Raw genomic sequence first — 21,693 nt, forward strand, 5'->3', positions numbered from 1 at the left:
TCTCAGAAACGGTCCAGATTGCTGCGCGGCTCGGCCATGGCGACGATGACCTTGCGCGGCCCCTTGAAGGGCGAGCGCGCATGGGCCACGAGCATGTTGTCCAGCATCAGCACGTCGCCCTGCTCCCAGGGGAAGCTGACGGTCTCGGCATCCAGCGCGGCGCGCACCTCGGCGAAGATGTCGTCGCCGATGGTGGAGCCGTCGGCGAAGAAGGTGTTGCGCGGCAGGTTCTCGATGCCGTAGATCTCCTCCAGCACCTCGCGCTCCTCGGGTTCGCGCGCCGAGATGTGGAACAGGTGGGCCTGGTTGAACCAGACCATCTCGCCCGTGACGGGGTGGCGCTCCATGGCCTGGCACAGCTGGCGCGTGCGCAGGCCGTCGTCCTCCTTCCACTCCCAGTCCATGCGCGCATGGCGGCAGAAGGCCTCGACCTCGGCGCGGCTTTCGGTGTTGAAGACCTTCTGCCAGGGCACGTCCATCTCGCCGAAGTTGCGCACGTAGAGGATTCCGGGCTCGAACAGCTCGCGGATGCGCGCCGGAATGCGGCGGTAGACCGCACGGCTGTCGGCAATCGGCGTCTCGCCGCCCTCGGGCGAGGCGGTGACGCAGTGGAACCAGATCTTCATGGGCCATTCGCGCGTGTAGGCCTGCTCGTTGTGCAGCGGAATGCTCTGGTGGGCCGGGTATTCGGTGGAGGTGTAGACGCCGGCGCCGCTGGAGGCCTCGACCGCGCTGCGCGGCGTGGAAGCGAATTCGTACTTGAGCAGCGGATGGCCGAAGGCCGAGGCGAAGCGCTGGAAGGTCTCCACATCGGGCACGCCGAAGCCGCGCATCAGCACGCCGCCCGTGGTCAGCAGGGCCTCGTCGATGTCGCGGCGCAGCGGCGGCAGCGCGGCCAGCAGGTCCTGGCCCGGCTGGGCGGGCGTGATGAGCTGGGGAAGCAGGGATCCGGCGGGTGCCTTGCGCTCGAAGCGCTGGAGGGTTTCGTTCATGTCGATTCCTTGGTGCGCCACGCAAGAGCTGCCGCGTAGCCCGGCGGCGCTGGCAGCGCCATCGCTTGAAAACGGTTCCATTCGGGAACGGTGCAGGCAATGGCCAGCCGTCCGTCCCCTGCGGGACTGATGCCTATGGAGCGCAGGTGGTCGGTCACGCCTATGCCAATGGCCTTGAGCACGGCTTCCTTGCCGACCCAGCGCTGGTAGAAGGCCGAAAGTCGATCGGGCGCGCAGCGCACGCTGGCGCGCTCCTGGTCGGTGCAGACGGCGTCGAGCATGACCTCGGCATCGAGGTCGGGCTTGTGCTGCTCTATGTCCACGCCCAGGTGCAGCACGCCGCAGGGGTCGGCCAGCGCAATCAGCGCGTGCACGCCCGAATGCGAGACGTTGAAGACGGGCGCCCGCTGCGGGTCCTCGTCCACAAAGGGCTTGCCGTGGACGCCGACCGCCAGCGGCACGTCGGCCGGGCAGCAGCCCAGCCTGCGGCCCAGCAGGCGCCGTGCGGCAGCGCGGGTCTGCGCAAAGCGCAGGCGGTCGGCAGCGCGCACGAAGCGCGCGGCGCGGCGGCGCTCCTCGGGCGTGAGGTGGGGCAGGCTGTCGCTGAGTTCGGCCATCAGGTCCAGGTCCAGCCTGAAGACTTCGATGCCCTGGGACAGGGCCTCATGCACGGACACGAGCTGCATGCAAGTCTCCCTGGAGTGACGGTGATCCCGCCGAACATTCGGCAAGACGCCGGGCCAGCACGGCCAGCACCTCGCCCTCGTGCTGCCTGATGAAGAAATGCCCGCCCTCGAACCAGTCCAGCGCGAAGGCCCCGGCGGCCTCCTGAGACCAGGCCTGCATGCGCGCAGGCGTGATGTCGTCCTGGCGCCCGGCCAGCACATGGACCGGCAGCGGCAGGCCCGGCGCAGGGGTGTGCGCGAAGCTCTCGCAGACGCGGTAGTCGGCGCCCAGCACATCAAGGGTGATGCGCATGAGTTCAGGGCTGGCAAACACCTCCTCGGGCGTGCCGCCCTGCTTGCGCAGATCGGCAATCAGGGCGGCGTCGTCGCCCTTGTCGGCAAAGCGTTCGGGATCGCGGCAGGCTGGCGCCGGGCTGCCCGAGGCGATCAGGGCCAGCGGCAATTCGCGGCCGTCCTCGCGCAGCTGCCGCGCGATACCGAAGGCCAGCAGCGCGCCCATGCTGTGGCCCAGCAGCGCAAAGCGTCCGCGCATGGCCTGGCGCTGCTCGGCGCACAGCAGCGTGACCAACTGCCCGAAATCTTCGACCGCAGGCTCGCCCAGCCGGCTTCCCCGCCCCGGCAACTCCACCGGCGCAATGCGAATCCAGTGAGGCAGCAGCCTGCGCCAACGCAGATACATGGTGGCACTGGCGCCCGCGCAGGGCAGGCACAGCAGGGTCAGCGGCGCGTGCATGCGCGTCAGCCCGCAGCGGCTTCGGTATCGGTAACGGCCTTGTGCTGCACGGCGCCGGAGCCCGCCTGTTCCTGCTCCTGCATCCACACGCGCAGCGACTTGGGACGCATGTCGGTCCAGGTGGCGTCCACATAGTCGAGCACGGTTTTCTTGTCGCCCTTCACGCCTTCGACGGCGGTCCAGCCACCGGGCACGGCCTTCCAGTGCGGCCAGATGGAATACTGTTCCTCGTGGTTGACCAGAACGATGAAGGTTTCGTCTTCGCGGTCGAAGCAGCTTGTAGACATGCAGGCGTCCTTAATGCGGTTGAACATCGGTGAGGCCAGTACCGGATCGCGGCGATCCGGTACTGCGCCTCTGTTGAACATGACGTTCCGAATCCGAAACTGTTCACGCCGCGTGCGCGCCGGATCCGGGTCGTGCGCCGGGCTGCATCGTTCAATGGTGGTCCAGCAGCGAGCGGTGGACATGGATGGCCTTGCAGGCATCGGCAATCCTGGCATTCACCAGGCCCAGCGCACACTCCATGTGCTCGGCGATCTGGCGCTGGGTAAGACCCTTGATGCGGTACAGCTCGAAGGTCTCGCGGGTCTTGGGCGGCACCTCGTCCAGGGCCTGGTCGATCAGGCGTATGGCCTGGGACTCGAACAGGAGACGCTCGGGCGAGCGGCTGTCCGGTATCTCCAGCGTCTCCACATCCACGCCGTGGGTGCGGTAGCTGTTCTCGCGCTCCTGGCGGCGCAGGTAGTCCAGCGCCATGTTGCAGACGGCGCGCGTCCAGTAGGCGGCGGGCCTGGCGATCTCGGCATCGCTGCGCATCTCGGCAACGCGCAGATAGGTGTCCTGCACGGCGTCGTCGGCCAGTTCGGGATTCCTGAGAATTCTTCGCGCGACCCTCACCAACTGTCCACGCGAAGCAATGAAGACCTCTTCCAGCGAAGAATGTGTGTGATTCAAGGACACGATGCAGTTCCTCTCGCAAGCTAGGCAAGAACGTCAAGGGGAAATGTCGACCGCAGGTCGATGGACGGCCGGTGCGCCGCCCGTGCAAAAAGACGGAACGGGACTCGGCACAGGCGGAAAGCGGCGGCACGACCGCTGACCGCAGGGCATCAGTGCACGCCGATGCGCATCGGCGTGACTTTGGAGACGGGCCTTAGATCGGCCTCATACCGGCTTCATGGCGGCTTCATGGCGGCGGCCGCCCTCGCCGGGCCCATGCGTCCTGGAACAGGATCGGCAAGGGCTGTGCGGCCTTGCAGACATGCTGAAACTTGAACCGGGACCAAGGCATGCAGTGGTGCTCCTTTAACGTTTTCAAGAACATGAAATGAGAAGCATTAACAGATCCGGCGACAAAACCGGGTCTGGATCGGCATCTCGTACCTGTCTGGAAGACGTCCCGCCAAGGCAAACGAAGACACGGCTATCGGCATTGGAAAATCGGCAGCCGGTGCCTATGGATTCCCGTCCCCATGGCTTTCCCTCGCCATGGATGATGGGCCTGGATCATGACGGACTGGTGATGCCCGAAGCGCAGCGCGGGGGCACAGAAGGGCTGGGTGCGCAGGCAGGAAAAGCGAACGGAGCGCGGCCTGCTGCTGCAATCTGCAGACGAAAAAAAGCCACCTTGCGGTGGCTTCTTGTCTGTGCAGACGCTGGGTTTGCACAAGGAATCTGGCGGAGTGGACGGGACTCGAACCCGCGACCCCCGGCGTGACAGGCCGGTATTCTAACCAACTGAACTACCACTCCTGGCAGACAGCTTTTGCGCTCTTTCGAGCCAAGTGCTGCAAACTTGGCGACCCTACGGGGATTCGAACCCCGGTACTCACCGTGAAAGGGTGATGTCCTAGGCCTCTAGACGATAGGGTCAATCCTAGAACTTGCGTAAAAACTCAAGTCTCAAATTTTGGTGGAGGTAAACGGGATCGAACCGATGACCTCTTGCATGCCATGCAAGCGCTCTCCCAGCTGAGCTATACCCCCTTGCTGCAACGTTGCACTGCTTCGTTGCTGCGATTCAAAAATTGTAGCACAGCGTTTTTGAGGCAATTCCGGAATGCATGACTTTTTTATGTCGCCCTGCATTCCGGCGCCCTGCCCAAGCCCGGGTCAGGCCAGGCTTTGCCCATCGCGTATGCGGTGGATCTCGGCGATGTCCACCACCCAGACCAGGCCGTCGCCGACCTGGCCCGAATGGCAGGCCGTGGTGATGGCCTGGCGGATGGGCTCGACCATGGAGGCCTCGGCCAGCACGCAGACCATGACCTTGTCGGAGAAGTCGGTCAACTCCTCCTTCACGCTGCGCTTGTCGATGGCGGCCGGGGCCGTGAAGCCCTCGGCACGGAACAGCGTCACGCCGGGGAAGTTGGGAATGGCGCGCAGCGCGTCGCGCAGGCGCTCCAGGCGGCTGGGGCGCACGATGGCCCGGATTTCCTTCATGGTCATTGCAGTGTCTCCTTCATCAGGCTTCCAGCGGTTTTTCGTCAAACCAGCGGTACAGGGTCGGCAGCACCACCAGCGTGAGCAGGGTGGACGAGATCAGGCCACCGATCACGACGATGGCCAGCGGGCGTTGCACCTCCGAGCCGGGGCCGGTGGCGAACAGGAAGGGCACCAGGCCCAGCAGCGCGACGGTGGCCGTCATCATCACGGGGCGGAAGCGCTGCACACAGCCTTCGCGCACGGCCTCGGCCACGTCCATTCCATCCTCGCGCAGCTTGCGGATGCAGGTGACCAGCACCACGCCGTTGAGCACCGCAATGCCCCACAGCGCGATGAAGCCCACCGATGCCGGCACGCTCACGTATTCACCCGTCACGAACAGGCCCAGCAGGCCGCCGATGGAGGCGAAGGGCAGCACCAGGATGATCAGCCCGGCCAGCTTGACCGAGTTGAACAGCAGGAACAGCAGGAAGAAGATGGCCACGATGGTCAGCGGCACGATGACCTGCAGCGTGCCCATGGCGCGCTCCATGTTCTCGAACTGGCCGCCGTACTTGAAGTAGTAGCCGTCGGGCAACTGCACTTCCCTGTCGATGCGCTGCTGCACTTCGGTCACGAAGCCGCCCAGGTCGCGCCCTTCCACGTTGGCTCCCACCACCACGCGGCGCTTGCCGCCTTCGCGGCTGATCTGCGCGGGGCCGTCCACCAGCTCGATGCGGGCCACGCTGCTCAGCGGCACCTGGGCGCCCGTGGCCGTGGTCAGCAAGGTGGCGCCGATGGCTGCGGGCGAGCCGCGGAACGGCTCGGGGAAGCGAACCACCACGTTGTAGCGGCGCTCGCCCTCGTAGACCGTGGTCACTTCCTTGCCGCCGATGGCCGACTCGATCACGCCCTGCACGTCGGTGACGTTCAGGCCGTGGCGGGCGATCGCCTTGCGGTCGATATCCACGGTCAGAGCCTGCTGGCCCGACAGGCGCTCGACACGGATGTCCGTGCTGCCCGGCACGCTCTTGAGGATGCGTGCGACCTGCTCGGACACGTCGCGCAGCTCGCCCAGCTCGTCGCCGAAGACCTTGATGGCCAGTTGCGAGCGCACGCCCGTGACCATTTCATCCACGCGCTCGGAGATCGGCTGGGACAGCACGATCTGCACGCCCGGGATCGAGGACAGGCGCTGGCGGATGTCTTCGTCGATCTCGTCCTGGGTGCGGTCGGACTCGGGGTCCAGCAGCACGATGGGGTCGGACTCGTTGGGGCCTGCAGGGTCTGCCGGCGATTCGCCGCGTCCGAGCTTGGAGACCACGCTGAGCACGCCGGGCACCTCGGCCACGGCCTTCATCGCAGCCATTTCCATGCGGATGGACTCGTCCAGCGAGATGCTGGGCACGCGGTTGATCTGCGGCGTCAGCGCCCCCTCCTTCATGGTGGGCATGAAGGACTTGCCCAGCAGCGGGAACAGTCCCAGCGAGCCCAGCAGCAGCGCCACGGCCACGGCCAGCGTGGCGCGGTTGCGCGCGGTGGCCAGGTCCAGCAGGCGCAGGTAGTGGCGCTTGAGGAAGGCGATCAGGCGCGTATCGTGGTCCGCGCCGCCCTTGAGGAAGTACGAGCACAGCACGGGCGACAGGAACAGCGACACGGCCAGCGAGACCGCCAGCGAGATCGCGATGGTCAGCGCCAGCGGGCCGAACATTTTGCCTTCGATGCCCTGCAGCGTCATCAGCGGCAGGAACACCAGGATGATGATGGCGATGCCGAAGATGGTGGGCGTGGCCACCTCGGTGGTGGCCGAGAGCACGGTGCGCACGCGTGCGCCCATGCTGTCGCCGGCCTGGCCGAGCTTGTGGAACACGTTCTCCACCACCACCACGGTGGCATCGACCATGAGGCCGATGGCGATCGCCAGCCCTCCCAGCGACATGAGGTTGGCCGAGATGCCCCAGCGGTTCATCATGATGAAGGTGGTCAGCGGCGTGATGATCAGCGTGGCCACCACGATCAGGCTGGAGCGCACGTCACCCAGGAAGATGAAAAGCACCACGACCACGAGCAGGATGCCCTCGATCAGCACCTTGCCCACGGTCCACAGCGCCGAGTCGACCAGGTCGGTACGGTCGTAGTAGGGAACGATCTGCAGGCCGCCGGGCAGCATGCCCTTGGAGTTGATCTCCTGCACGCGCTCCTTCACGCGGGTGACGACTTCCTTGGCATTGCCGCCGCGCATCATCAGCACGATGCCGGAGACGCCTTCGGTATAGCCGCCCTTGATGATGGCGCCTTGGCGCACTTCCTGGCCCAGCTGGACCTCGGCCACATCGCGCACGAAGACCGGCACGCCGCCTTCCTGCTTGAGAACGATGTTGCCGATGTCCTCCAGCGACTGGACCAGGCCCACGGCGCGGATCAGGTACTGCTCGGTCACCTGGGGCAGGATGCCGCCGCTGGCGTTGGCGTTGTTGTCGGCGATGGCCTGGACCACATGGCGCACGGACAGGCCGTAGTGGCGCAGCCGGCCGGGGTCGACCTCCACCTGGTACTGCTTGACGTAGCCGCCCTGCGAATTGATTTCGGCCACACCGGGAATGGAGCGCAGCAGCGGGCGCGCCACCCAGTCCTGGATGGTGCGGCGCTCGGTCAACTCCTCGGGCGTGAGGGCGCGCTTGCCATCGTCGGGATGGTCCAGCGTGTACTGGTAGACCTCGCCCAGGCCCGTGGACACCGGCCCCAGCACGGGGATGATGCCTTCGGGCATGCGCGGCGTGACCTCCATCAGCCGCTCGGTGACGAGCTGGCGCGCAAAGTACACGTCGGTGGCATCGGTGAAGACCAGGGTGATGATGGACAGGCCGCTCTTGTTGAGCGAGCGCATCTCCACCAGGCCCGGCATGCCGGTCATGGCGATTTCCAGCGGCACGGTCACGAAGCGCTCGATTTCCTCGGGCGAGCGGCCTGGCGCCTCGGTGGCCACCTGGACCTGGACGTTGGTCACGTCAGGAAAGGCATCCACCGACAGATTCATGGCGGCGCGCAGGCCAAAGCCGCACAGCACCAGCGAGAGCACGATCACGATGAGTCGCTGGCTCAGTGCGGCCCGGATCATGGAAGCGATCATGGGCTTACTCCAGCTCTGCGCGCTTGCGCTCGTTGTTCAGGTGGAAGGCGCCCGTGGTGACGATGACCGTGCCATCGGCCACGCCCTTGTTCACGGGGCGCATGCCGCCGCTGGCGGTACCCAGCTCGACGGGCGTGAGGCGGTAGTGGTTCTCGCCCTTCTTGACGAAGACATGGTCGCGGTCGTTCTCGCGCACCACGGCCTCGGCCGGCACGGCCAGCAGCTGGCGCACCTCGCCCTGGATGCGCATGGTGGCCAGCATCTGGGGCTTGAGGTCGCGCTCGGTGTTGTCCACCTGGGTGCGGATGGTGACGGTGCGGGTCTCGGGCGTCACGGTGTCGCCCACATGCACGATCTGGCCGGACAGCACGCGCTCGCCCAGGGCAGGCACGGCGATCTCCACGGCCTGGCCGGCGCGCACGCCGCTGGCCATCTGTTCGGGAATCGCGCCCACCACCCAGACGCTGCTCAGGTCGGCCACGGTGAACAGCGGATCGCCGGGCTGGGTCACCTGGCCGGAGCTGAGCTTGCGCTCGATCACCACGCCGGCCCCTGTGGACAGCACGGCCGCATGCGACTGCAGCGTGCCCTTGTCGCGCAGCTGGGCGATGGCGCTGTCGGGAATGCCGATCAGGCGCAGCTGGTCGCCGGCAGCGCGCTGCTCGGCCCGGGCAATCGACAGCTCGGACTCGCGACGCTGCAGCTCGGCCGAGCCGATGACGTCGGCCGCGATCAGCTGGCGCGCGCGCTCCACGCCGCGCTCGGCCAGCGTGGCCGCCGCGTGGGCACGCAGATAGGCAAGCTGGGCCGTGGTCAGCTCGGGGCTTGCCACGCGGGCCAGCACCTGGCCTGCGCGCACGCGGTCGCCCACTTCGACCAACACTTCGGTCACGCGGCCCGTGGCCGCAGCGCCGATGCGCGTCACCTGGCGCTCATTGGCCTCGATGCGGCCGGACACTTCCTGCAGCAGGGCGATCTGCGCCTGGGCGACGGGCTTGACGGCGAAATTGGGCGCCATCTCGGCGGTGACGCGGACCTCCATCGGGTCCTGCTCCTGGTCGGCAGCAGCCGCTGGCACCGCCTTGGCGGCGGCCTCTTCGTTCTTGCCGCAGGCGCTCAGCGCCAGGCTTGCGGCCAGCAGGCCGGCCAGGGCCAGCGAATTCACCAGGGTGCTGCGGCCCGAGCGGGCGGCGACGGGTTGCGAATGCATATTCAAGGACATGTTCGTTTCTGATTTCGGGGGTGAGGCAGGGACGGCGCGCTTCACAGCGCGGACGGATCGTCGTAGCGGCCCGCCAGGTATTCGAGCTGTATGCGCGCGGCCTGCAGCTGGTAGCGCGCATCGAGCAGGTCTGCACGGATGGAGCGCAGCACGCGCTGCGCGTCCAGCACATCGAGAATGCCGCGCTCGCCGAAGCGGTAGGCGGCCTCGGCCACGCGCAGGGCCGACTCGGCCTCGCGCACCGAGCCCTGGCTCAGCGCCTGGGTACGCAGGCGTGCCATCTCCAGCTCCTTCCAGGCCTGCAGCGTCTGCTGGCGCAGTTCGATCTGCCGGCCTTCCAGCTGAAGACGCGCGCGCTCCAGCTCGGAGGCGGCCTCGTCGATGGGGCCGCGGTGCTGGTCGAGCAAGGGGATCTGGATGCTCACGCCCACCGTGTTCAGGCGCACGTCGGGCTCGCGCGTCTGGCCGTAGCGCAGCTCCACGCCCGGCCAGCGCGAGGCCTTGGCCCCATCAAGGCGCGCCTGGGCACGCTCGACCTCCGCCTTGAGCTGGCGCAGCTCGGGATGCTCCATGGGATCGATCTCGCCCATGTCCTCGATGCGCAACGGGTCCTCCAGCGACACATCCAGCCCGAAGCGCAAGGGCAGCTGGCCTGCAGCCAGCCGGCCCAGCGACAGCTGCGCCTGCTCGGCGCGCAACCGCGCGGTCTGCTCCTGCTGGCGCGCCTGGATGATTTCGGCATCGGCCTTGATGATTTCGTAGCGTGCCGCCTCACCGCTGTCCACGCGGACACGGACGCGCTCATGGACCTGCTCCAGAAGGCGCACCGCCTCCTTGGCGGCCTCGACCTCCGCCTCGCGCAGCACCATCTCGTAGGCACGCAGCCGCGCCTGGGCCACGAGCGCGTTGCGCGTGGTCGCCACGAAGTGCACCGAGCCCTGCTCGCCTGCCCTCGCGGCCTCGACGCGCGCACCGCGCACGGCGGGGTTCTCGATGGGCAACGCCACGGCCCAGCCCTGCACCGTGCCGGCCGCCGCGCCGGGCACGCGGGCGCTGTTGCGGCCCTGGTTCCATTCAAGCTTGGGATTGGGCAGCGCCGAGGCGCTGACCACGCCTGCGCGCGCCGTGGTCCGCGATTGCTCGACTGCACGCAGGTCGGGGTTGTGGTCCAGCACGGCGCGAACGACTTCGTTCAGGCTCAGCTGGGGCAAGCGCTGTGCGCTGGCGGAAGCCGGGGCGGCAAGCGCTGCGGCAGCCTTGGGCGCCGACCCGGCCGGCATGGCCTGGGCCGAGACACCGGCCCCCCAGCCCAGCAACAGGCTGCAGATCGCGCCTTGCAAGGCCTTGCGCGAAAAGGATGGAAAACGAGCGGGGGCCATTCCCGCCAATACCGTTGGATTCACCATGGCATGCATCTGCCGCGAAACGACAGTCGAGGGGTTGAGTAAGAGATGGGCCCTCCCCTGCGGACAACGCGGGAACGGGCATGGCCGGGCCGTGCGCAGTCAGCGCGCGGACGACGGCATGGCATGCACGCCAGCAAGGCGCGCACGGGCAGTGATCAGGCAGTGGGATGCGTCAGCCGACAAGGGGCACAAGGGGCGCAGGGCATGCCTGCGCCGCAATATGCGGTCAGCCGAGCAGGGAAGGTCTTGGAGGGCGCAGCAGCTGGCCCGGAGCGGGCGACAGGTGCGCCTGGGAATAGGTCGAAGGCGGGGCCCACAGCGACACCACCTGCACGGCGATGGGCTCGGGCGGCCAGTACATCTCGGCGGAACGGTCCTCGCCACAGGCCAGCAGGGCCAGCAGCTGGCGGGTGTTGCCGCCGTGTGCCGTCAGCTCGGCAAACTCCGTCTCGTCGTCTTCCTCGACTTCCGCGAGCTCTTCCAGGAATTCCTCATCGATGGTCACGATGGGGTGATGTGCCAGCAAGCCGTCGCTTTCCAGTCCATCGGACGATGCCGACGCCGCCACCTGTCCACAGAAGATGGACAACAGCATCAGCAAGGAAAACAGGAACGATGGCGCAAGGCGCATGGGGCAGGAAGAAGGCGGGGAGCAGTGAAAGTGAATGCCCCATGATCGGGACACCATCTATTGTTACGAATGTTGAGGCAAAGTTCCGGGTTTGCCCTTAAAAAACCTGTGGCAAAGCCCGCTTTTCACGCAGGCTTGCCCGCCACCACGCGAGGCAGCCATGCAGGCGAGCTGCGCGCGGCAGAAACGAAAAAGCCACCTTGCGGTGGCTTCTTGTCTGCGCATGCCGGGGGCTTGCACAGGGAATCTGGCGGAGTGGACGGGACTCGAACCCGCGACCCCCGGCGTGACAGGCCGGTATTCTAACCAACTGAACTACCACTCCTGGCAGGCTGCTTTTGCGCTCTTTCGAGCCAAGTGCTGCAAACTTGGCGACCCTACGGGGATTCGAACCCCGGTACTCACCGTGAAAGGGTGATGTCCTAGGCCTCTAGACGATAGGGTCAATCCTAGAACTTGCGTAAAACTCAAGTCTCAATTTTGGTGGAGGTAAACGGGATCGAACCGATGACCTCTTGCATGCCATGCAAGCGCTCTCCCAGCTGAGCTATACCCCCAAAAATCCGATACTGGCGGAGTGGACGGGACTCGAACCCGCGACCCCCGGCGTGACAGGCCGGTATTCTAACCAACTGAACTACCACTCCTGGCAGGCTGCTTTTGCGCTCTTTCGAGCCAAGTGCTGCAAACTTGGCGACCCTACGGGGATTCGAACCCCGGTACTCACCGTGAAAGGGTGATGTCCTAGGCCTCTAGACGATAGGGTCAAAGCCTGTGATACACAAACATGTGCCGATAAAAAAGCGCCTTCGTGTTTCAAAGGCGCTTACATACCAAGCGACAAATTTTGGCGGAGTGGACGGGACTCGAACCCGCGACCCCCGGCGTGACAGGCCGGTATTCTAACCAACTGAACTACCACTCCTGGCAGACAGCTTTTGCGCTCTTTCGAGCCAAGTGCTGCAAACTTGGCGACCCTACGGGGATTCGAGCTTTTGCGCTCTTTCGAGCCAAGTGCTGCAAACTTGGCGACCCTACGGGGATTCGAACCCCGGTACTCACCGTGAAAGGGTGATGTCCTAGGCCTCTAGACGATAGGGTCAATCCTAGAACTTGCGTAAAAACTCAAGTCTCAAATTTTGGTGGAGGTAAACGGGATCGAACCGATGACCTCTTGCATGCCATGCAAGCGCTCTCCCAGCTGAGCTATACCCCCTTCATGCTGCAATCGCTGCTTCTTGTTAGTTGCTGCGTTTGCATCAGAGACTCGAATTATAGACAGGTTTTCAGCGGTTTTTCAAACGGGCCAGAATTTTTTCACGACCCAGCAGCTCCAGCACCGCGTCCACCGAAGGCGTGTGCGCCGTGCCCAGCGTCAGCACGCGCACCGGCATGGCCAGTTGCGGCATCTTCAGGCCCTGGGCCTTGAGCACTTCCTTGATCAGGGCGGCAATGGCTTCCTTGCTCCACTCCACCGAGGCGATGCCTTCGGCGAACGCATCCAGGGCGGGCGCCACGGCGTCGGTCACATGCTTGGCCAGGTCTTCGGCGTTGCGGTCGAAGGCGTCCACATAGAACAGGCGCACCCAGCCGGCCAGATCGACCAGGGTTTCACAGCGGTCCTTGAACAGGGCGCAGATGCGCGGCAGGCGGTCGTCTGTGTCGAGCAGGGCCTGGTCCAGGCCGGTCTTGAGCACGAAGGGGCGCACCAGATCGGCCAGGGCCGCGTCGTCCAGGGCCTTCAGGTGCTGGGCGTTGACCCAGCGCAGCTTGGCCTCGTCGAATTGGCCTGCGCTGCGACCCAGGTGGTCCAGGTTGAACCACTCCAGGAACTGGGCGCGGCTGAAGATTTCGTCGTCGCCGTGGCTCCAGCCCAGGCGGGCCAGGTAGTTGACCATGGCGTCGGGCAGATAGCCTTCGTCGCGGTATTGGGTGACAGCCTTGGCGCCGTTGCGCTTGCTCATCTTCTCGCCCTGCTCGTTGAGCACGGTGGGCAGGTGGGCGAACACAGGCACGCTGGCGCCCAGCGCCTCGAAGATGTGGATCTGGCGCGGCGTGTTGTTGACGTGGTCGTCACCACGGATGACATGGGTGATGGCCATGTCCATATCGTCCACGCAGACGCAGAAGTTGTAGGTGGGCGTGCCATCGGGGCGCGCGATCACCAGGTCATCGAGTTCGCTGTTCTGGAACTCGATGCGGCCCTTGCACTTGTCTTCCCAGGCCACGACGCCGCCCTGCGGCGTCTTGAAGCGCAGCACGGGGCGCACGCCTTCGGGCGCGGGCGGCAGCACCTTGCCTTCTTCAGGGCGCCAGGTGCCGTCGTAGCGCGGCTTTTCCTTGTTGGCCATCTGGCGCTCGCGCAGGGCGTCGAGTTCTTCCACGCTCATGTAGCAGGGGTAGACATGGCCCGAAGCCTGCAGGCCGGCCAGCACCTCCTTGTAGCGGTCCATGCGCTGCATCTGATAGAACGGACCTTCGTCATGGTCCAGCTGCAGCCAGGCCATGCCTTCGATGATCACGTCCACCGAGGCCTGGGTGGAACGCTCCACGTCGGTGTCCTCGATGCGCAGGATGAAATCACCACCCGTGGCGCGCGCGAAGGCCCAGGGATACAGGGCCGAGCGGATGTTGCCCAGGTGGATGAAGCCCGTGGGAGACGGGGCAAAACGGGTTCGTACTTTTTGTGTCATTGCAGGGTATCCAGTCCGCGGGACAGATCGTTCTTGATGTCGCCCAGGTATTCCAGTCCGACGGAGATGCGCAGCAGGCCCTGGCCGATGCCGGCGACGCGGCGCTGCTCTTCGCTCAGGCGGCCATGCGAGGTGCTGGCCGGGTGGGTGATGGTGGTCTTGACGTCGCCCAGGTTGGCCGTGATCGAGCACACCAGGGTGCTGTCGGCCACATGGAAGGCGTTGGCGCGCAGCTGTTCGGCGCCCTCGCCCACCACGTCGAAGGACAGCACGCCGCCGCCCATGCCGTTTTGCTGGCGCATGGCCAGCTCGTGCTGCGGGTGGCTGGCCAGGCCCGGGTAGTAGACACGGGCGACCTTGGGATGGGCCTCCAGCCAGGTGGCCAGCTCCAGCGCGGCGGCGCTTTGCGCCTTGACGCGCAGGGACAGCGTCTCCAGACCCTTGAGCACCACCCAGGCGTTGAACGGCGCCAGGTTCAGGCCGCCGCTGCGCAGGAAGGTGCCCATGACCTTGTCCACCAGCGCCGTCGTGCCGCAGACCGCGCCCGACATGACGCGGCCCTGGCCGTCCAGCAGCTTGGTGCCGGAGTGCACGACCAGGTCGGCACCGAACTGGGCGGGCCGCTGCAGCGCGGGCGAGGCAAAGCTGTTGTCCACCGCCAGCAGCGCGCCATGGGCGTGCGCCAGTTCGGCCAGCGCGGCGATGTCGCACAGGTCGGTCAGCGGGTTGGTCGGCGTCTCGGCGAACAGCAATCGCGTATTGGGACGGATGGCGGCCTTCCAGGCCTGCGCATCGGTCTGCGAGACAAAGCTGGTCTCGATGCCGAAGCGCGCCATCTCGCCGCCCAGCAGCTTGATGGTGGAGCCGAACATGGACTGCGAGCAGATCACATGGTCGCCCGCCTTGAGCGTGGTCAGCGCCACCAGCAAGATGGCCGACATGCCGGTGGACGTGGCCACAGCGCATTCCGTGCCTTCCATGGCGGCCAGGCGCTGCTCGAAGCTGGTCACCGTGGGGTTGGAGGTGCGGCTGTAGGTGTAGCCGGGCTCTTCGTTGGCAAAGCGGCGCGCTGCCGTTGCGCAGTCGGGCTGCACGAAGCTGCTGGTCATGTACAGGGCTTCGCTGTGCTCGCCCCACTGGCTTCGTTCCACGGCCACGCGCAGGGCCAGCGTATCGGGATGCAGGCCTTCGGGAAGTGTCTTGTTCGTCACGTTGATGGTCCTTGGGGTCGGGCGCGGCCCGCCGATGGCGGCGGTGCCCGGAAAAAAGGAGCTAGAAACACTTGTCACCTGGGGACTGCCGGGGCGTTGCAGCCTGCAGTCCTCCAGCACCAGCGCTTTTAGCTCATTTGTCAAAAAAGGGCGGGCCTCAGGCCCGCCCCCGTATTGTCACTGAAGCCCGATCGCTCGGACTCGGGCTCAGGCTTCCTGGGCGTTGGGCAGGGACAGGCGCGAGGCGTCGCTGGACTCTTCCTCGCCGCCGCGGTTGCGGCCTTCATTGAGTGCCGTGACTTCGTCCTCGGAGATGTCGCCCGTGATGTAGACGCCATCGAAGCACGAGGCCTCGAAGCCCTGCACCTGCGGGTTGATCTTGCCCACGGTCTGCTTCATGGCGGCCACGTCCTGGTAGATCAGCGCGTCGGCACCGATGACCTGGCGGATTTCCTCGACCGTGCGGCCATGCGCCACCAGTTCGGCGCGCGTGGGCATGTCGATGCCGTAGACGTTGGGATGGCGCACCGGAGGCGCTGCCGAGGCCAGGTAGACCTTGACGGCACCGGCATCACGCGCCATCTGCACGATTTCCTTGGAGGTGGTGCCGCGCACGATGGAGTCATCCACCAGCAGCACCTTGCGGCCCTTGAACTCGCTGCCGATGGCGTTGAGCTTCTGGCGCACCGATTTCTTGCGCGAGGACTGGCCCGGCATGATGAAGGTCCGGCCCACGTAGCGGTTCTTGACGAAGCCTTCGCGGTACGGAATGCCCAGCAGCTGGGCCAGCTGCATGGCGCTGGGGCGGCTGGATTCGGGAATCGGGATGATGGCGTCGATTTCGTTGGGCGGCACGGTGGAGACCACGCGCTTGGCCAGCGTCTCGCCCATGTTCAGGCGGGCCTGGTAGACGGAGATGCCATCCAGCACGGAGTCCGGGCGGGCCAGGTACACGTACTCGAACACGCAGGGGTGCAGCTCGCTCTTTTCAGCGCACTGGCGGGTTTCGACCTGGCCGTCGCTGTGCACGAACACGGCCTCGCCCGGGGCGACATCGCGCTCGAGCTGGTGCAGCGTGCCTTCCAGGGCCACGGACTCGCTGGCCAGCATCACCGAGCCGTCGGCGCCGCGGCCCATGCACAGGGGGCGGATGCCGAACGGGTCGCGGAAGGCCAGCAGGCCGTAGCCGGCGATCAGCGCGATCACCGCATACGAGCCCTTGATGCGCTTGTGCACGGCGCTGACGGCCTGGAACACGTCTTCGCTCTTGAGCGGCGCGCCACTGCTGGCGCGGGCCAGCTCGTGGGCCAGCACGTTGAGCAGGACTTCGGAGTCGCTCTCGGTGTTGGTGTGGCGGTGGTCGGTGTCCGACAGCTCCTCGCGCAGTTGCTTGGCATTGGTGAGGTTGCCGTTGTGCACCATGACGATGCCGAAGGGCGCGTTCACGTAGAAGGGCTGGGCCTCTTCCTCGCTGGTCGCGTTGCCGGCCGTCGGGTAGCGCACCTGGCCCAGGCCCACCGTGCCCGGCAGGGCACGCATGTTGCGGGTGCGGAACACGTCGCGCACCATGCCCTTGGCCTTGTGCATGAAGAACTTGCGCTCCTGCTGGGTCACGATGCCTGCGGCATCCTGGCCACGGTGCTGCAGCAGCAGCAGGGCGTCATAGATCAGTTGATTCACGGGCGCGGTGCTGACTACACCAACGATTCCACACATAGTTGCGTTCCATCCGTTTGCGAAGGTCGCCCTTCGCTGTCTGGGCCGTAGCAGCCACCCATTGGCCACGCCTGCGCCCGATTGCTCTATCCAAACTGTTTCTGCCGGCCGACTCCTGCGCTGCAGCGCCTTGTCATGCAGCCGGCAGATAGCGTCCCCATTCCTGCGGCAGCTGTGGCAAAACCACAGCCAGCGCCTGCATCAGCCATGGCGCCAGGGCTGAATCCTGCCACCACTGCCCCTGGTGCAGCGGCGTGTAGCTGATCACCATCGTTGCCACCAGGGCCAGCAGCGCCCCGCGCAGCACGCCGAACAGCGCGCCCAGCGTGCGGTCCACGGGCCTCAGGCCCACCGCCTCGATCAGCCGGCGAGACAGCCAGGACACCAGGCCCCAGCCGAACAGCGCCAGCACGAACAACAGCACAAAGCCTGCGGCGTAGCGCAGCTGCATGTCCCAGTCCTGCATGGGCAGCCACAGCGCCACGTCGGCCGCCCAGATGCGGGCCACGACAAAGGCCACCAGCCAGCCCAGCAGAGACAGCACCTCGTACACCAGCCCGCGCCAGGCGCCAAGCAGCATCGAGGCCAGCACGCAGGCCAGCAAAACCCAGTCCACCGTGGACATACGCTATTTCTGTGCGCCCGTGCCGCTTTGCAAGATGTACGTCACCGCGTCAGAGCTTGAGCACCGACGCCGGCAGGCCCTGGCCCTTGACGCGCGCCGCCGCCTTGTCGGCTTCGGCCCGGCCGTTGAACGGGCCCACACGCACCCGCGTGCGCTTGCCGTCCTTGGTGTCCACCACCTGTGTGAATGTCTTCAGGCCCGCCAGCTCCAGCTTGGCGCGGATTTCCTGGGCCTTGCCGGCGTCGGAGAAGGCACCGACCTGCACGATGAAGCGTTCGTCCGTCGCCGCGGCCGCCGTTGAAGCGGCGGGCGCGCTGCGTCCTTCCAGCAGGGCCCGGGCACGCGCGGCATCATCGCTCCTGGACGGCTCGGGCTTGGGTTCGGGCTTTGGCTTGGGATCCGGCTTCGGTTCGGGCTTGGGCTCCGGCTTGTGTTCGGGCTTCGGCTGCTCCGGCCTGGGCTTGGGTTCCGGCTTGGGCTCGGGTTTGGTCTCAGGCTTGGCGGCGGGCTTGGGCTCCGGCTTTGCCTCGGGCTTCGCTTCAGGCTTGACCGGAGCCACCTGGGAAACGGGAGGCGCCACAGGCACGGACGGCACGGACGGCGCCGAAGGCCTGCCCATGGGAACCTCTTCCTCATCGGCACCCAGCGAGGCCTGGGCCGACACGCGGCCCGTCGGCGCAGCCGCGCCATGCGAATGGGCGTCCACGGCATTGGCGCCGGGCACGACCAGGGGCGCAACCTTGTCGCGGTCAGGAATCTCGATGGGGATGTCTACGGGAATCGGACGCGGCTGGGTGTCGAACAGCAGGGGGAAACCCACCACGCCCGCCAGGACCAGCACGGCAGCGCCAATGAGGCGGTGGCGCGCCCGGCGGCGCATGACATCGACGCTTTCCGCCTGTCCCAGCCGTGTGGGCCGCCTCGATGCGGACGACGAATCACCGTCGTCTTTTTTGCCGGGCCAACGAAAATTGAAAAATGCCATGGAGTGCGGACTCGTTCAGATCGGCCACCACAGCGGCCACGATGGCCGCTTGCAGTGCGGATCACTGGATTCAGGTGCCCAGATGCTTGGCGTTCAGCCGGGGCGGGCCGTCCTGCAGCACGCCGCCCACCGTGAAGAACGAGCCAAAGACCACGATTCTATCAGTGGGACCTGCTGCCAGAACCGCTGCATCCAGCGCCAGCTGCGGGTTTGCGAAGGTGGCCACCGACAGCTCGCGGGGCACGCCGGGTGCGGGCGGCAGTGCTTCGATCTTCTGACGCAGCACTTCGGCGCTTTCGGCGCGCGGCGTGGGCAGGTCGGTCAGGTACCAGCGGTCGATCAGCGGGGCAATCCTGCCCAGCATGGGCGCCAGGTCCTTGTCGTGCATGGCGCCGAACACCGCATGCGTGCAGGGAAAGTAGCCCATGGCGTCGAGGTTGGCCGTCAGCGCCGCCACCGAATGCGGGTTGTGCGCCACGTCCAGCACCAGCGTGGGCTGGCCCGGAATGATCTGGAAGCGCCCCGGCAGCTCGACCATGGCCAGCCCCGTGCGCACGGCCTGGGCCGTGACCGGAAGGCGGCTGCGAATGGCTTCGAGCGCGGCCAGCGCACCCGATGCATTGACCAGCTGGTTGGCGCCGCGCAGCGCCGGATAGGCCAGGCCCGCATAGCGCCGCCCGCGTCCTGCCCAGCCCCACTGCTGCTTGTCGCCCGAGAAGTTGAAGTCCTGGCCCAGGCGCCAGAGATCGGCGCCAATGGCCTGTGCATGGTCCAGCACGCTTTGCGGCGGCATGGGATCGCTGACCACCACCGGCCGGCCGGCGCGCATGATGCCGGCCTTCTCGCGGCCTATGCTCTCGCGGTCCGGGCCCAGGAATTCCACATGGTCGATATCGATGCTGGTGATGACGGCGCAATCGGCGTCGATCACATTGGTGGCATCCAGCCTCCCGCCCAGGCCTACCTCGAGAATCGCCACATCCAGCCTGGACTGGCTCATCAGCCGCAGGATGGCCAGCGTGGTGAATTCGAAATAGGTGAGCGCCACCTCCGTGCCCTGCACGCGCGCCTGCTCCACGGCCTCGAACTGCGGCAGCAGCTCGGCGGCCTTCACGATCTCGCCGCCCACGCGGCAGCGCTCCTCGAAATGCACCAGATGCGGCGATGTATAGACGCCGGGACGAAAGCCCGACTGCAGCGCCACGGCCTCCAGCATGGCGCAGGTCGAGCCCTTGCCATTGGTGCCCGCCACCGTGATCACGGGGCAGTCGAAACGCAGGTCCAGGCGCTGGGCGACTTCGCGCACGCGATCCAGGCCCAGCGCGATATTCTTGGGGTGCAGGCGCTCGCAATATGCGAGCCATGCATCCAATGTGGGAAATGAGGTGTGCATACTGCGCGCTATTGTTACCCAGGGACAGTGTCCTTATGGGGTCCTCGCCATCCGCGGACTGCGGCAACTGCAACCAATCATGACCACCTCAAACACTGTGACGCTCTACGGCATTCCCAACTGCGACACCGTCAAGAAGGCCCGCGCCTGGCTTGCCGACCAGGGCATCGCCTACGAATTCCACGACTTCAAGAAACAGGGCGTCCCTGCCGCGCAACTGCCCGCCTGGATGCAGGCCGTGGGCTGGGAAAAGCTGCTCAACCGCCAGGGGACGACCTGGCGCAAGCTCGATGCCGACACCCAGGCCGGCGCCCAGGATGCGGCCGGTGCCGCAGCCCTCATGCAGCAGCAGCCCAGCGTCATCAAGCGCCCGGTCGTCCAATGGCCGCAGGGACGCATCACCGTGGGTTTTGCGCCCGATACCTGGGCAGAGCTGGCCCACGAGGGCAAGCGCTGACTCTGCCGTCAGGCCTGGAACAGCTTATTACGTGGATTTACGCGGCCGCAAACTGCTTTTCGGGCCCGAGGAATACACTTGCATGGAGCCTGGCAGGAAGTACCGCCAGCGCAACAGGAGTGCAATCATGAAATCCCTGGTTCTTTTGACGCTGGCGGCCACGACCGCCACCGTAGCCCTGGCCCAGGAGCAAGGCCGGGTGCTTTCCGTGACCCCGGTGACGCAACAGGTGGCCGTGCCCCAGCAGGTCTGCCGCGATGAGAACGTCTACTCGGGCCAGCGCAGCACTTCGGGCGCGGGCGCCGTGCTGGGTGCGCTGGCGGGCGGCGTGGTGGGCAACGCCATCGGCCACGGCGGCGGACGCGCCGCGGCCACGGCAGCCGGCGTGATTGGCGGCGCCATGCTGGGCAACCAGGCTGAAGCCTCGGGACAGCAGCCCCAATACCAGACGGTGCGCAACTGCACCACCCAGACCTACTACCAGAACCGCGCCGTGGCCTACGACGTGGTCTATGAGTACGCGGGCCGCAACTACACGACGCGGACCGCCACGCCGCCTGGCGACTGGATTGCACTGAGCGTGCAGCCCGCCGCCAACAGCGGCGCCTACGGCAGCAATGGTTACTACAGCACCAACCAGCCGCCCCAGGCCGCGTACTCCACCACGCCCGTGCCGCCGCCCGTGGTCTATGAAAACAATTACTACGACGGTGGTTACTACCCGGCCCAGCCGGTGCAACCGGTGTATTCGGCAGGTGACTATGTGGCGCCCGTGGTGATTGGTGCAGCCCTTGCTGCCGGCGTGTACTACGCCTCGCGCCCCAGCTATCACGGCTGGCGCGGCGGCTACCGCCATGGCTGGCGCCGCTGAGGCCGCTGAGGCCGCCATGCGCTCGCCCCGCAAGCCCCGACAAGGGGCTTTTTGCATGGCGGCGGCCCGCACGTACGGGCAGCGGCCGGGTGCTGGCCTAAAATGGGCGGTTTAGTCCACCCTCTGCCCAGCTTCCATGACCACCGAAACCATCTCTGGCATCACCCTGACCACCAAGGCCAATGTCTATTTCGACGGCAAATGCATCAGCCACGGCTTCACGCTGGCCGATGGCACGAAGAAGTCTGCCGGCGTGGTGCTGCCCAGCCAGCTGACTTTCGGCACGGCCGCTGCCGAGATCATGGAATGCGTGGCCGGCTCCTGCGAGTACAAGCTCGACGGCTCGGACCAGTGGCTGACCTCCAAGGCCGGCGAGTCCTTCCAGGTGCCTGCGAACTCCAAGTTCGACATCCGCGTGACCGAGGCCTACCACTACATCTGCCACTACGCCTAAGCGCCTGAGCAGACCGACGCATTCGACCTGACGGCGCCAAGGCGCCTTCCGTGTTTTCCGG

19 protein-coding genes and 11 tRNA genes are annotated in these 21,693 nt (G+C 66.3%); 3 read left to right on the forward strand and 27 right to left on the reverse strand.

All coding sequences use genetic code 11. From position 1 onward, the window contains the following. Positions 1-2: 2 nt before the first annotated feature. The 27 genes from A9976_RS27715 to folC form a co-directional block, all read right to left on the reverse strand. Positions 3-992, reverse strand: a complete 990-nt coding sequence (locus A9976_RS27715; RefSeq protein WP_183021644.1) for a TauD/TfdA family dioxygenase — start codon at positions 990-992, stop codon at positions 3-5. Next, complete coding sequence (locus tag A9976_RS27720; RefSeq protein ID WP_183021645.1) at positions 989-1,678, reverse strand: 4'-phosphopantetheinyl transferase superfamily protein; 690 nt, start codon at positions 1,676-1,678, stop codon at positions 989-991. The genes A9976_RS27715 and A9976_RS27720 overlap by 4 nt, the downstream gene beginning before the upstream one ends. Continuing rightward, complete coding sequence (locus tag A9976_RS27725; RefSeq protein ID WP_183021646.1) at positions 1,656-2,411, reverse strand: thioesterase II family protein; 756 nt, start codon at positions 2,409-2,411, stop codon at positions 1,656-1,658. Before A9976_RS27725 ends, A9976_RS27720 begins: the two co-directional genes overlap by 23 nt. 5 nt (positions 2,412-2,416) lie before the next feature. Continuing rightward, positions 2,417-2,698: an MbtH family NRPS accessory protein gene (locus A9976_RS27730; protein WP_183021647.1), complete on the reverse strand. Its 282-nt coding sequence runs from the start codon at positions 2,696-2,698 to the stop codon at positions 2,417-2,419. Between the two features lie 151 nt (positions 2,699-2,849). Continuing rightward, positions 2,850-3,374 carry a sigma-70 family RNA polymerase sigma factor gene (locus tag A9976_RS27735; protein WP_088164188.1) on the reverse strand — a complete coding sequence of 175 codons (525 nt, stop codon included), beginning with the start codon at positions 3,372-3,374 and terminating at the stop codon, positions 2,850-2,852. A gap of 715 nt (positions 3,375-4,089) precedes the next feature. Beyond that, positions 4,090-4,166, reverse strand: a tRNA-Asp gene (locus A9976_RS27740). Between the two features lie 44 nt (positions 4,167-4,210). After that, positions 4,211-4,286 (reverse strand) — tRNA-Glu (locus A9976_RS27745). A 38-nt stretch (positions 4,287-4,324) separates the two neighbouring features. After that, positions 4,325-4,400 (reverse strand) — tRNA-Ala (locus A9976_RS27750). A 126-nt stretch (positions 4,401-4,526) separates the two neighbouring features. After that, entirely contained in the window at positions 4,527-4,862 is a 336-nt protein-coding gene (locus tag A9976_RS27755; RefSeq protein ID WP_183021648.1) for a P-II family nitrogen regulator, read from the reverse strand. Positions 4,863-4,878: 16 nt separating this feature from the next. Further along, positions 4,879-7,968, reverse strand: coding sequence for an efflux RND transporter permease subunit (locus A9976_RS27760; RefSeq protein WP_183021649.1), 3,090 nt, complete (start codon positions 7,966-7,968; stop codon positions 4,879-4,881). 4 nt (positions 7,969-7,972) lie between these two features. After that, positions 7,973-9,190, reverse strand: a complete 1,218-nt coding sequence (locus tag A9976_RS27765) for an efflux RND transporter periplasmic adaptor subunit (protein WP_183021650.1) — start codon at positions 9,188-9,190, stop codon at positions 7,973-7,975. Between the two features lie 41 nt (positions 9,191-9,231). Continuing rightward, complete coding sequence (locus tag A9976_RS27770) at positions 9,232-10,596, reverse strand: TolC family protein (RefSeq protein WP_183021651.1); 1,365 nt, start codon at positions 10,594-10,596, stop codon at positions 9,232-9,234. Between the two features lie 226 nt (positions 10,597-10,822). After that, positions 10,823-11,227: a hypothetical protein gene (locus tag A9976_RS27775; RefSeq protein ID WP_012206565.1), complete on the reverse strand. Its 405-nt coding sequence runs from the start codon at positions 11,225-11,227 to the stop codon at positions 10,823-10,825. 248 nt (positions 11,228-11,475) lie between these two features. Beyond that, positions 11,476-11,552, reverse strand: a tRNA-Asp gene (locus A9976_RS27780). A gap of 44 nt (positions 11,553-11,596) precedes the next feature. Then, positions 11,597-11,672 (reverse strand) — tRNA-Glu (locus A9976_RS27785). A gap of 36 nt (positions 11,673-11,708) precedes the next feature. Beyond that, a tRNA-Ala gene (locus A9976_RS27790) sits at positions 11,709-11,784 on the reverse strand. 13 nt (positions 11,785-11,797) lie between these two features. Then, positions 11,798-11,874, reverse strand: a tRNA-Asp gene (locus A9976_RS27795). 44 nt (positions 11,875-11,918) lie between these two features. Beyond that, positions 11,919-11,994, reverse strand: a tRNA-Glu gene (locus tag A9976_RS27800). Between the two features lie 81 nt (positions 11,995-12,075). Then, positions 12,076-12,152 (reverse strand) — tRNA-Asp (locus A9976_RS27805). A 101-nt stretch (positions 12,153-12,253) separates the two neighbouring features. After that, positions 12,254-12,329: transfer RNA gene (locus A9976_RS27810), tRNA-Glu, on the reverse strand. 38 nt (positions 12,330-12,367) lie between these two features. Next, a tRNA-Ala gene (locus A9976_RS27815) sits at positions 12,368-12,443 on the reverse strand. Between the two features lie 70 nt (positions 12,444-12,513). Beyond that, complete coding sequence (gltX, locus tag A9976_RS27820; RefSeq protein ID WP_183021652.1) at positions 12,514-13,920, reverse strand: glutamate--tRNA ligase; 1,407 nt, start codon at positions 13,918-13,920, stop codon at positions 12,514-12,516. Then, on the reverse strand, positions 13,917-15,131 hold the full coding sequence (locus tag A9976_RS27825) for an O-succinylhomoserine sulfhydrylase (RefSeq protein WP_183021653.1): 1,215 nt from the start codon (positions 15,129-15,131) through the stop codon (positions 13,917-13,919). The genes gltX and A9976_RS27825 overlap by 4 nt, the downstream gene beginning before the upstream one ends. A 207-nt stretch (positions 15,132-15,338) precedes the next feature. Then, entirely contained in the window at positions 15,339-16,847 is a 1,509-nt protein-coding gene (gene purF, locus A9976_RS27830) for an amidophosphoribosyltransferase (protein ID WP_034395856.1), read from the reverse strand. A 133-nt stretch (positions 16,848-16,980) separates the two neighbouring features. Next, entirely contained in the window at positions 16,981-17,472 is a 492-nt protein-coding gene (locus A9976_RS27835; RefSeq protein ID WP_012206569.1) for a CvpA family protein, read from the reverse strand. 49 nt (positions 17,473-17,521) lie between these two features. Beyond that, entirely contained in the window at positions 17,522-18,457 is a 936-nt protein-coding gene (locus A9976_RS27840) for an SPOR domain-containing protein (protein ID WP_183021654.1), read from the reverse strand. Between the two features lie 70 nt (positions 18,458-18,527). Next, positions 18,528-19,850 carry a bifunctional tetrahydrofolate synthase/dihydrofolate synthase gene (folC, locus tag A9976_RS27845; RefSeq protein ID WP_013801586.1) on the reverse strand — a complete coding sequence of 441 codons (1,323 nt, stop codon included), beginning with the start codon at positions 19,848-19,850 and terminating at the stop codon, positions 18,528-18,530. Positions 19,851-19,929: 79 nt separating this feature from the next. Here folC and A9976_RS27850 point away from each other — a divergent pair, with 79 nt between their 5' ends. The 3 genes from A9976_RS27850 to A9976_RS27860 all read left to right on the forward strand — a co-directional run bounded on the left by A9976_RS27850 (position 19,930) and on the right by A9976_RS27860 (position 21,632). Then, positions 19,930-20,307, forward strand: a complete 378-nt coding sequence (locus A9976_RS27850; protein WP_063325854.1) for an ArsC family reductase — start codon at positions 19,930-19,932, stop codon at positions 20,305-20,307. Between the two features lie 127 nt (positions 20,308-20,434). Continuing rightward, positions 20,435-21,178 (forward strand): glycine zipper 2TM domain-containing protein, encoded by a 744-nt coding sequence (locus A9976_RS27855; protein ID WP_013801584.1) that lies wholly within the window; start codon positions 20,435-20,437, stop codon positions 21,176-21,178. Positions 21,179-21,314: 136 nt separating this feature from the next. Then, positions 21,315-21,632, forward strand: coding sequence for a pyrimidine/purine nucleoside phosphorylase (locus A9976_RS27860; RefSeq protein ID WP_012206574.1), 318 nt, complete (start codon positions 21,315-21,317; stop codon positions 21,630-21,632). Positions 21,633-21,693 lie beyond the last annotated feature (61 nt).

Origin of the sequence: Delftia sp. UME58 (genome assembly GCF_014170385.1) — a bacterium.
Lineage (GTDB): Bacteria > Pseudomonadota > Gammaproteobacteria > Burkholderiales > Burkholderiaceae_C > Comamonas > Comamonas acidovorans.

Excerpts from the sequence above, each read along its gene's own strand:
- A9976_RS27855 (WP_013801584.1), top strand. The coding sequence starts at position 20,435 with ATGAAATCCCTGGTTCTTTTGACGCTGGCGGCCACGACCGCCACCGTA.
- A9976_RS27730 (WP_183021647.1), bottom strand. The coding sequence starts at position 2,698 with ATGTCTACAAGCTGCTTCGACCGCGAAGACGAAACCTTCATCGTTCTG.
- A9976_RS27850 (WP_063325854.1), top strand. The coding sequence starts at position 19,930 with ATGACCACCTCAAACACTGTGACGCTCTACGGCATTCCCAACTGCGAC.
- purF (WP_034395856.1), bottom strand. The coding sequence starts at position 16,847 with ATGTGTGGAATCGTTGGTGTAGTCAGCACCGCGCCCGTGAATCAACTG.
- A9976_RS27835 (WP_012206569.1), bottom strand. The coding sequence starts at position 17,472 with ATGTCCACGGTGGACTGGGTTTTGCTGGCCTGCGTGCTGGCCTCGATG.
- A9976_RS27760 (WP_183021649.1), bottom strand. The coding sequence starts at position 7,968 with ATGATCGCTTCCATGATCCGGGCCGCACTGAGCCAGCGACTCATCGTG.
- A9976_RS27840 (WP_183021654.1), bottom strand. The coding sequence starts at position 18,457 with ATGGCATTTTTCAATTTTCGTTGGCCCGGCAAAAAAGACGACGGTGAT.
- A9976_RS27860 (WP_012206574.1), top strand. The coding sequence starts at position 21,315 with ATGACCACCGAAACCATCTCTGGCATCACCCTGACCACCAAGGCCAAT.
- A9976_RS27770 (WP_183021651.1), bottom strand. The coding sequence starts at position 10,596 with ATGGTGAATCCAACGGTATTGGCGGGAATGGCCCCCGCTCGTTTTCCA.
- A9976_RS27720 (WP_183021645.1), bottom strand. The coding sequence starts at position 1,678 with ATGCAGCTCGTGTCCGTGCATGAGGCCCTGTCCCAGGGCATCGAAGTC.
- A9976_RS27765 (WP_183021650.1), bottom strand. The coding sequence starts at position 9,190 with ATGTCCTTGAATATGCATTCGCAACCCGTCGCCGCCCGCTCGGGCCGC.
- A9976_RS27755 (WP_183021648.1), bottom strand. The coding sequence starts at position 4,862 with ATGACCATGAAGGAAATCCGGGCCATCGTGCGCCCCAGCCGCCTGGAG.
- gltX (WP_183021652.1), bottom strand. The coding sequence starts at position 13,920 with ATGACACAAAAAGTACGAACCCGTTTTGCCCCGTCTCCCACGGGCTTC.
- A9976_RS27775 (WP_012206565.1), bottom strand. The coding sequence starts at position 11,227 with ATGCGCCTTGCGCCATCGTTCCTGTTTTCCTTGCTGATGCTGTTGTCC.
- A9976_RS27715 (WP_183021644.1), bottom strand. The coding sequence starts at position 992 with ATGAACGAAACCCTCCAGCGCTTCGAGCGCAAGGCACCCGCCGGATCC.
- folC (WP_013801586.1), bottom strand. The coding sequence starts at position 19,850 with ATGCACACCTCATTTCCCACATTGGATGCATGGCTCGCATATTGCGAG.
- A9976_RS27725 (WP_183021646.1), bottom strand. The coding sequence starts at position 2,411 with ATGCACGCGCCGCTGACCCTGCTGTGCCTGCCCTGCGCGGGCGCCAGT.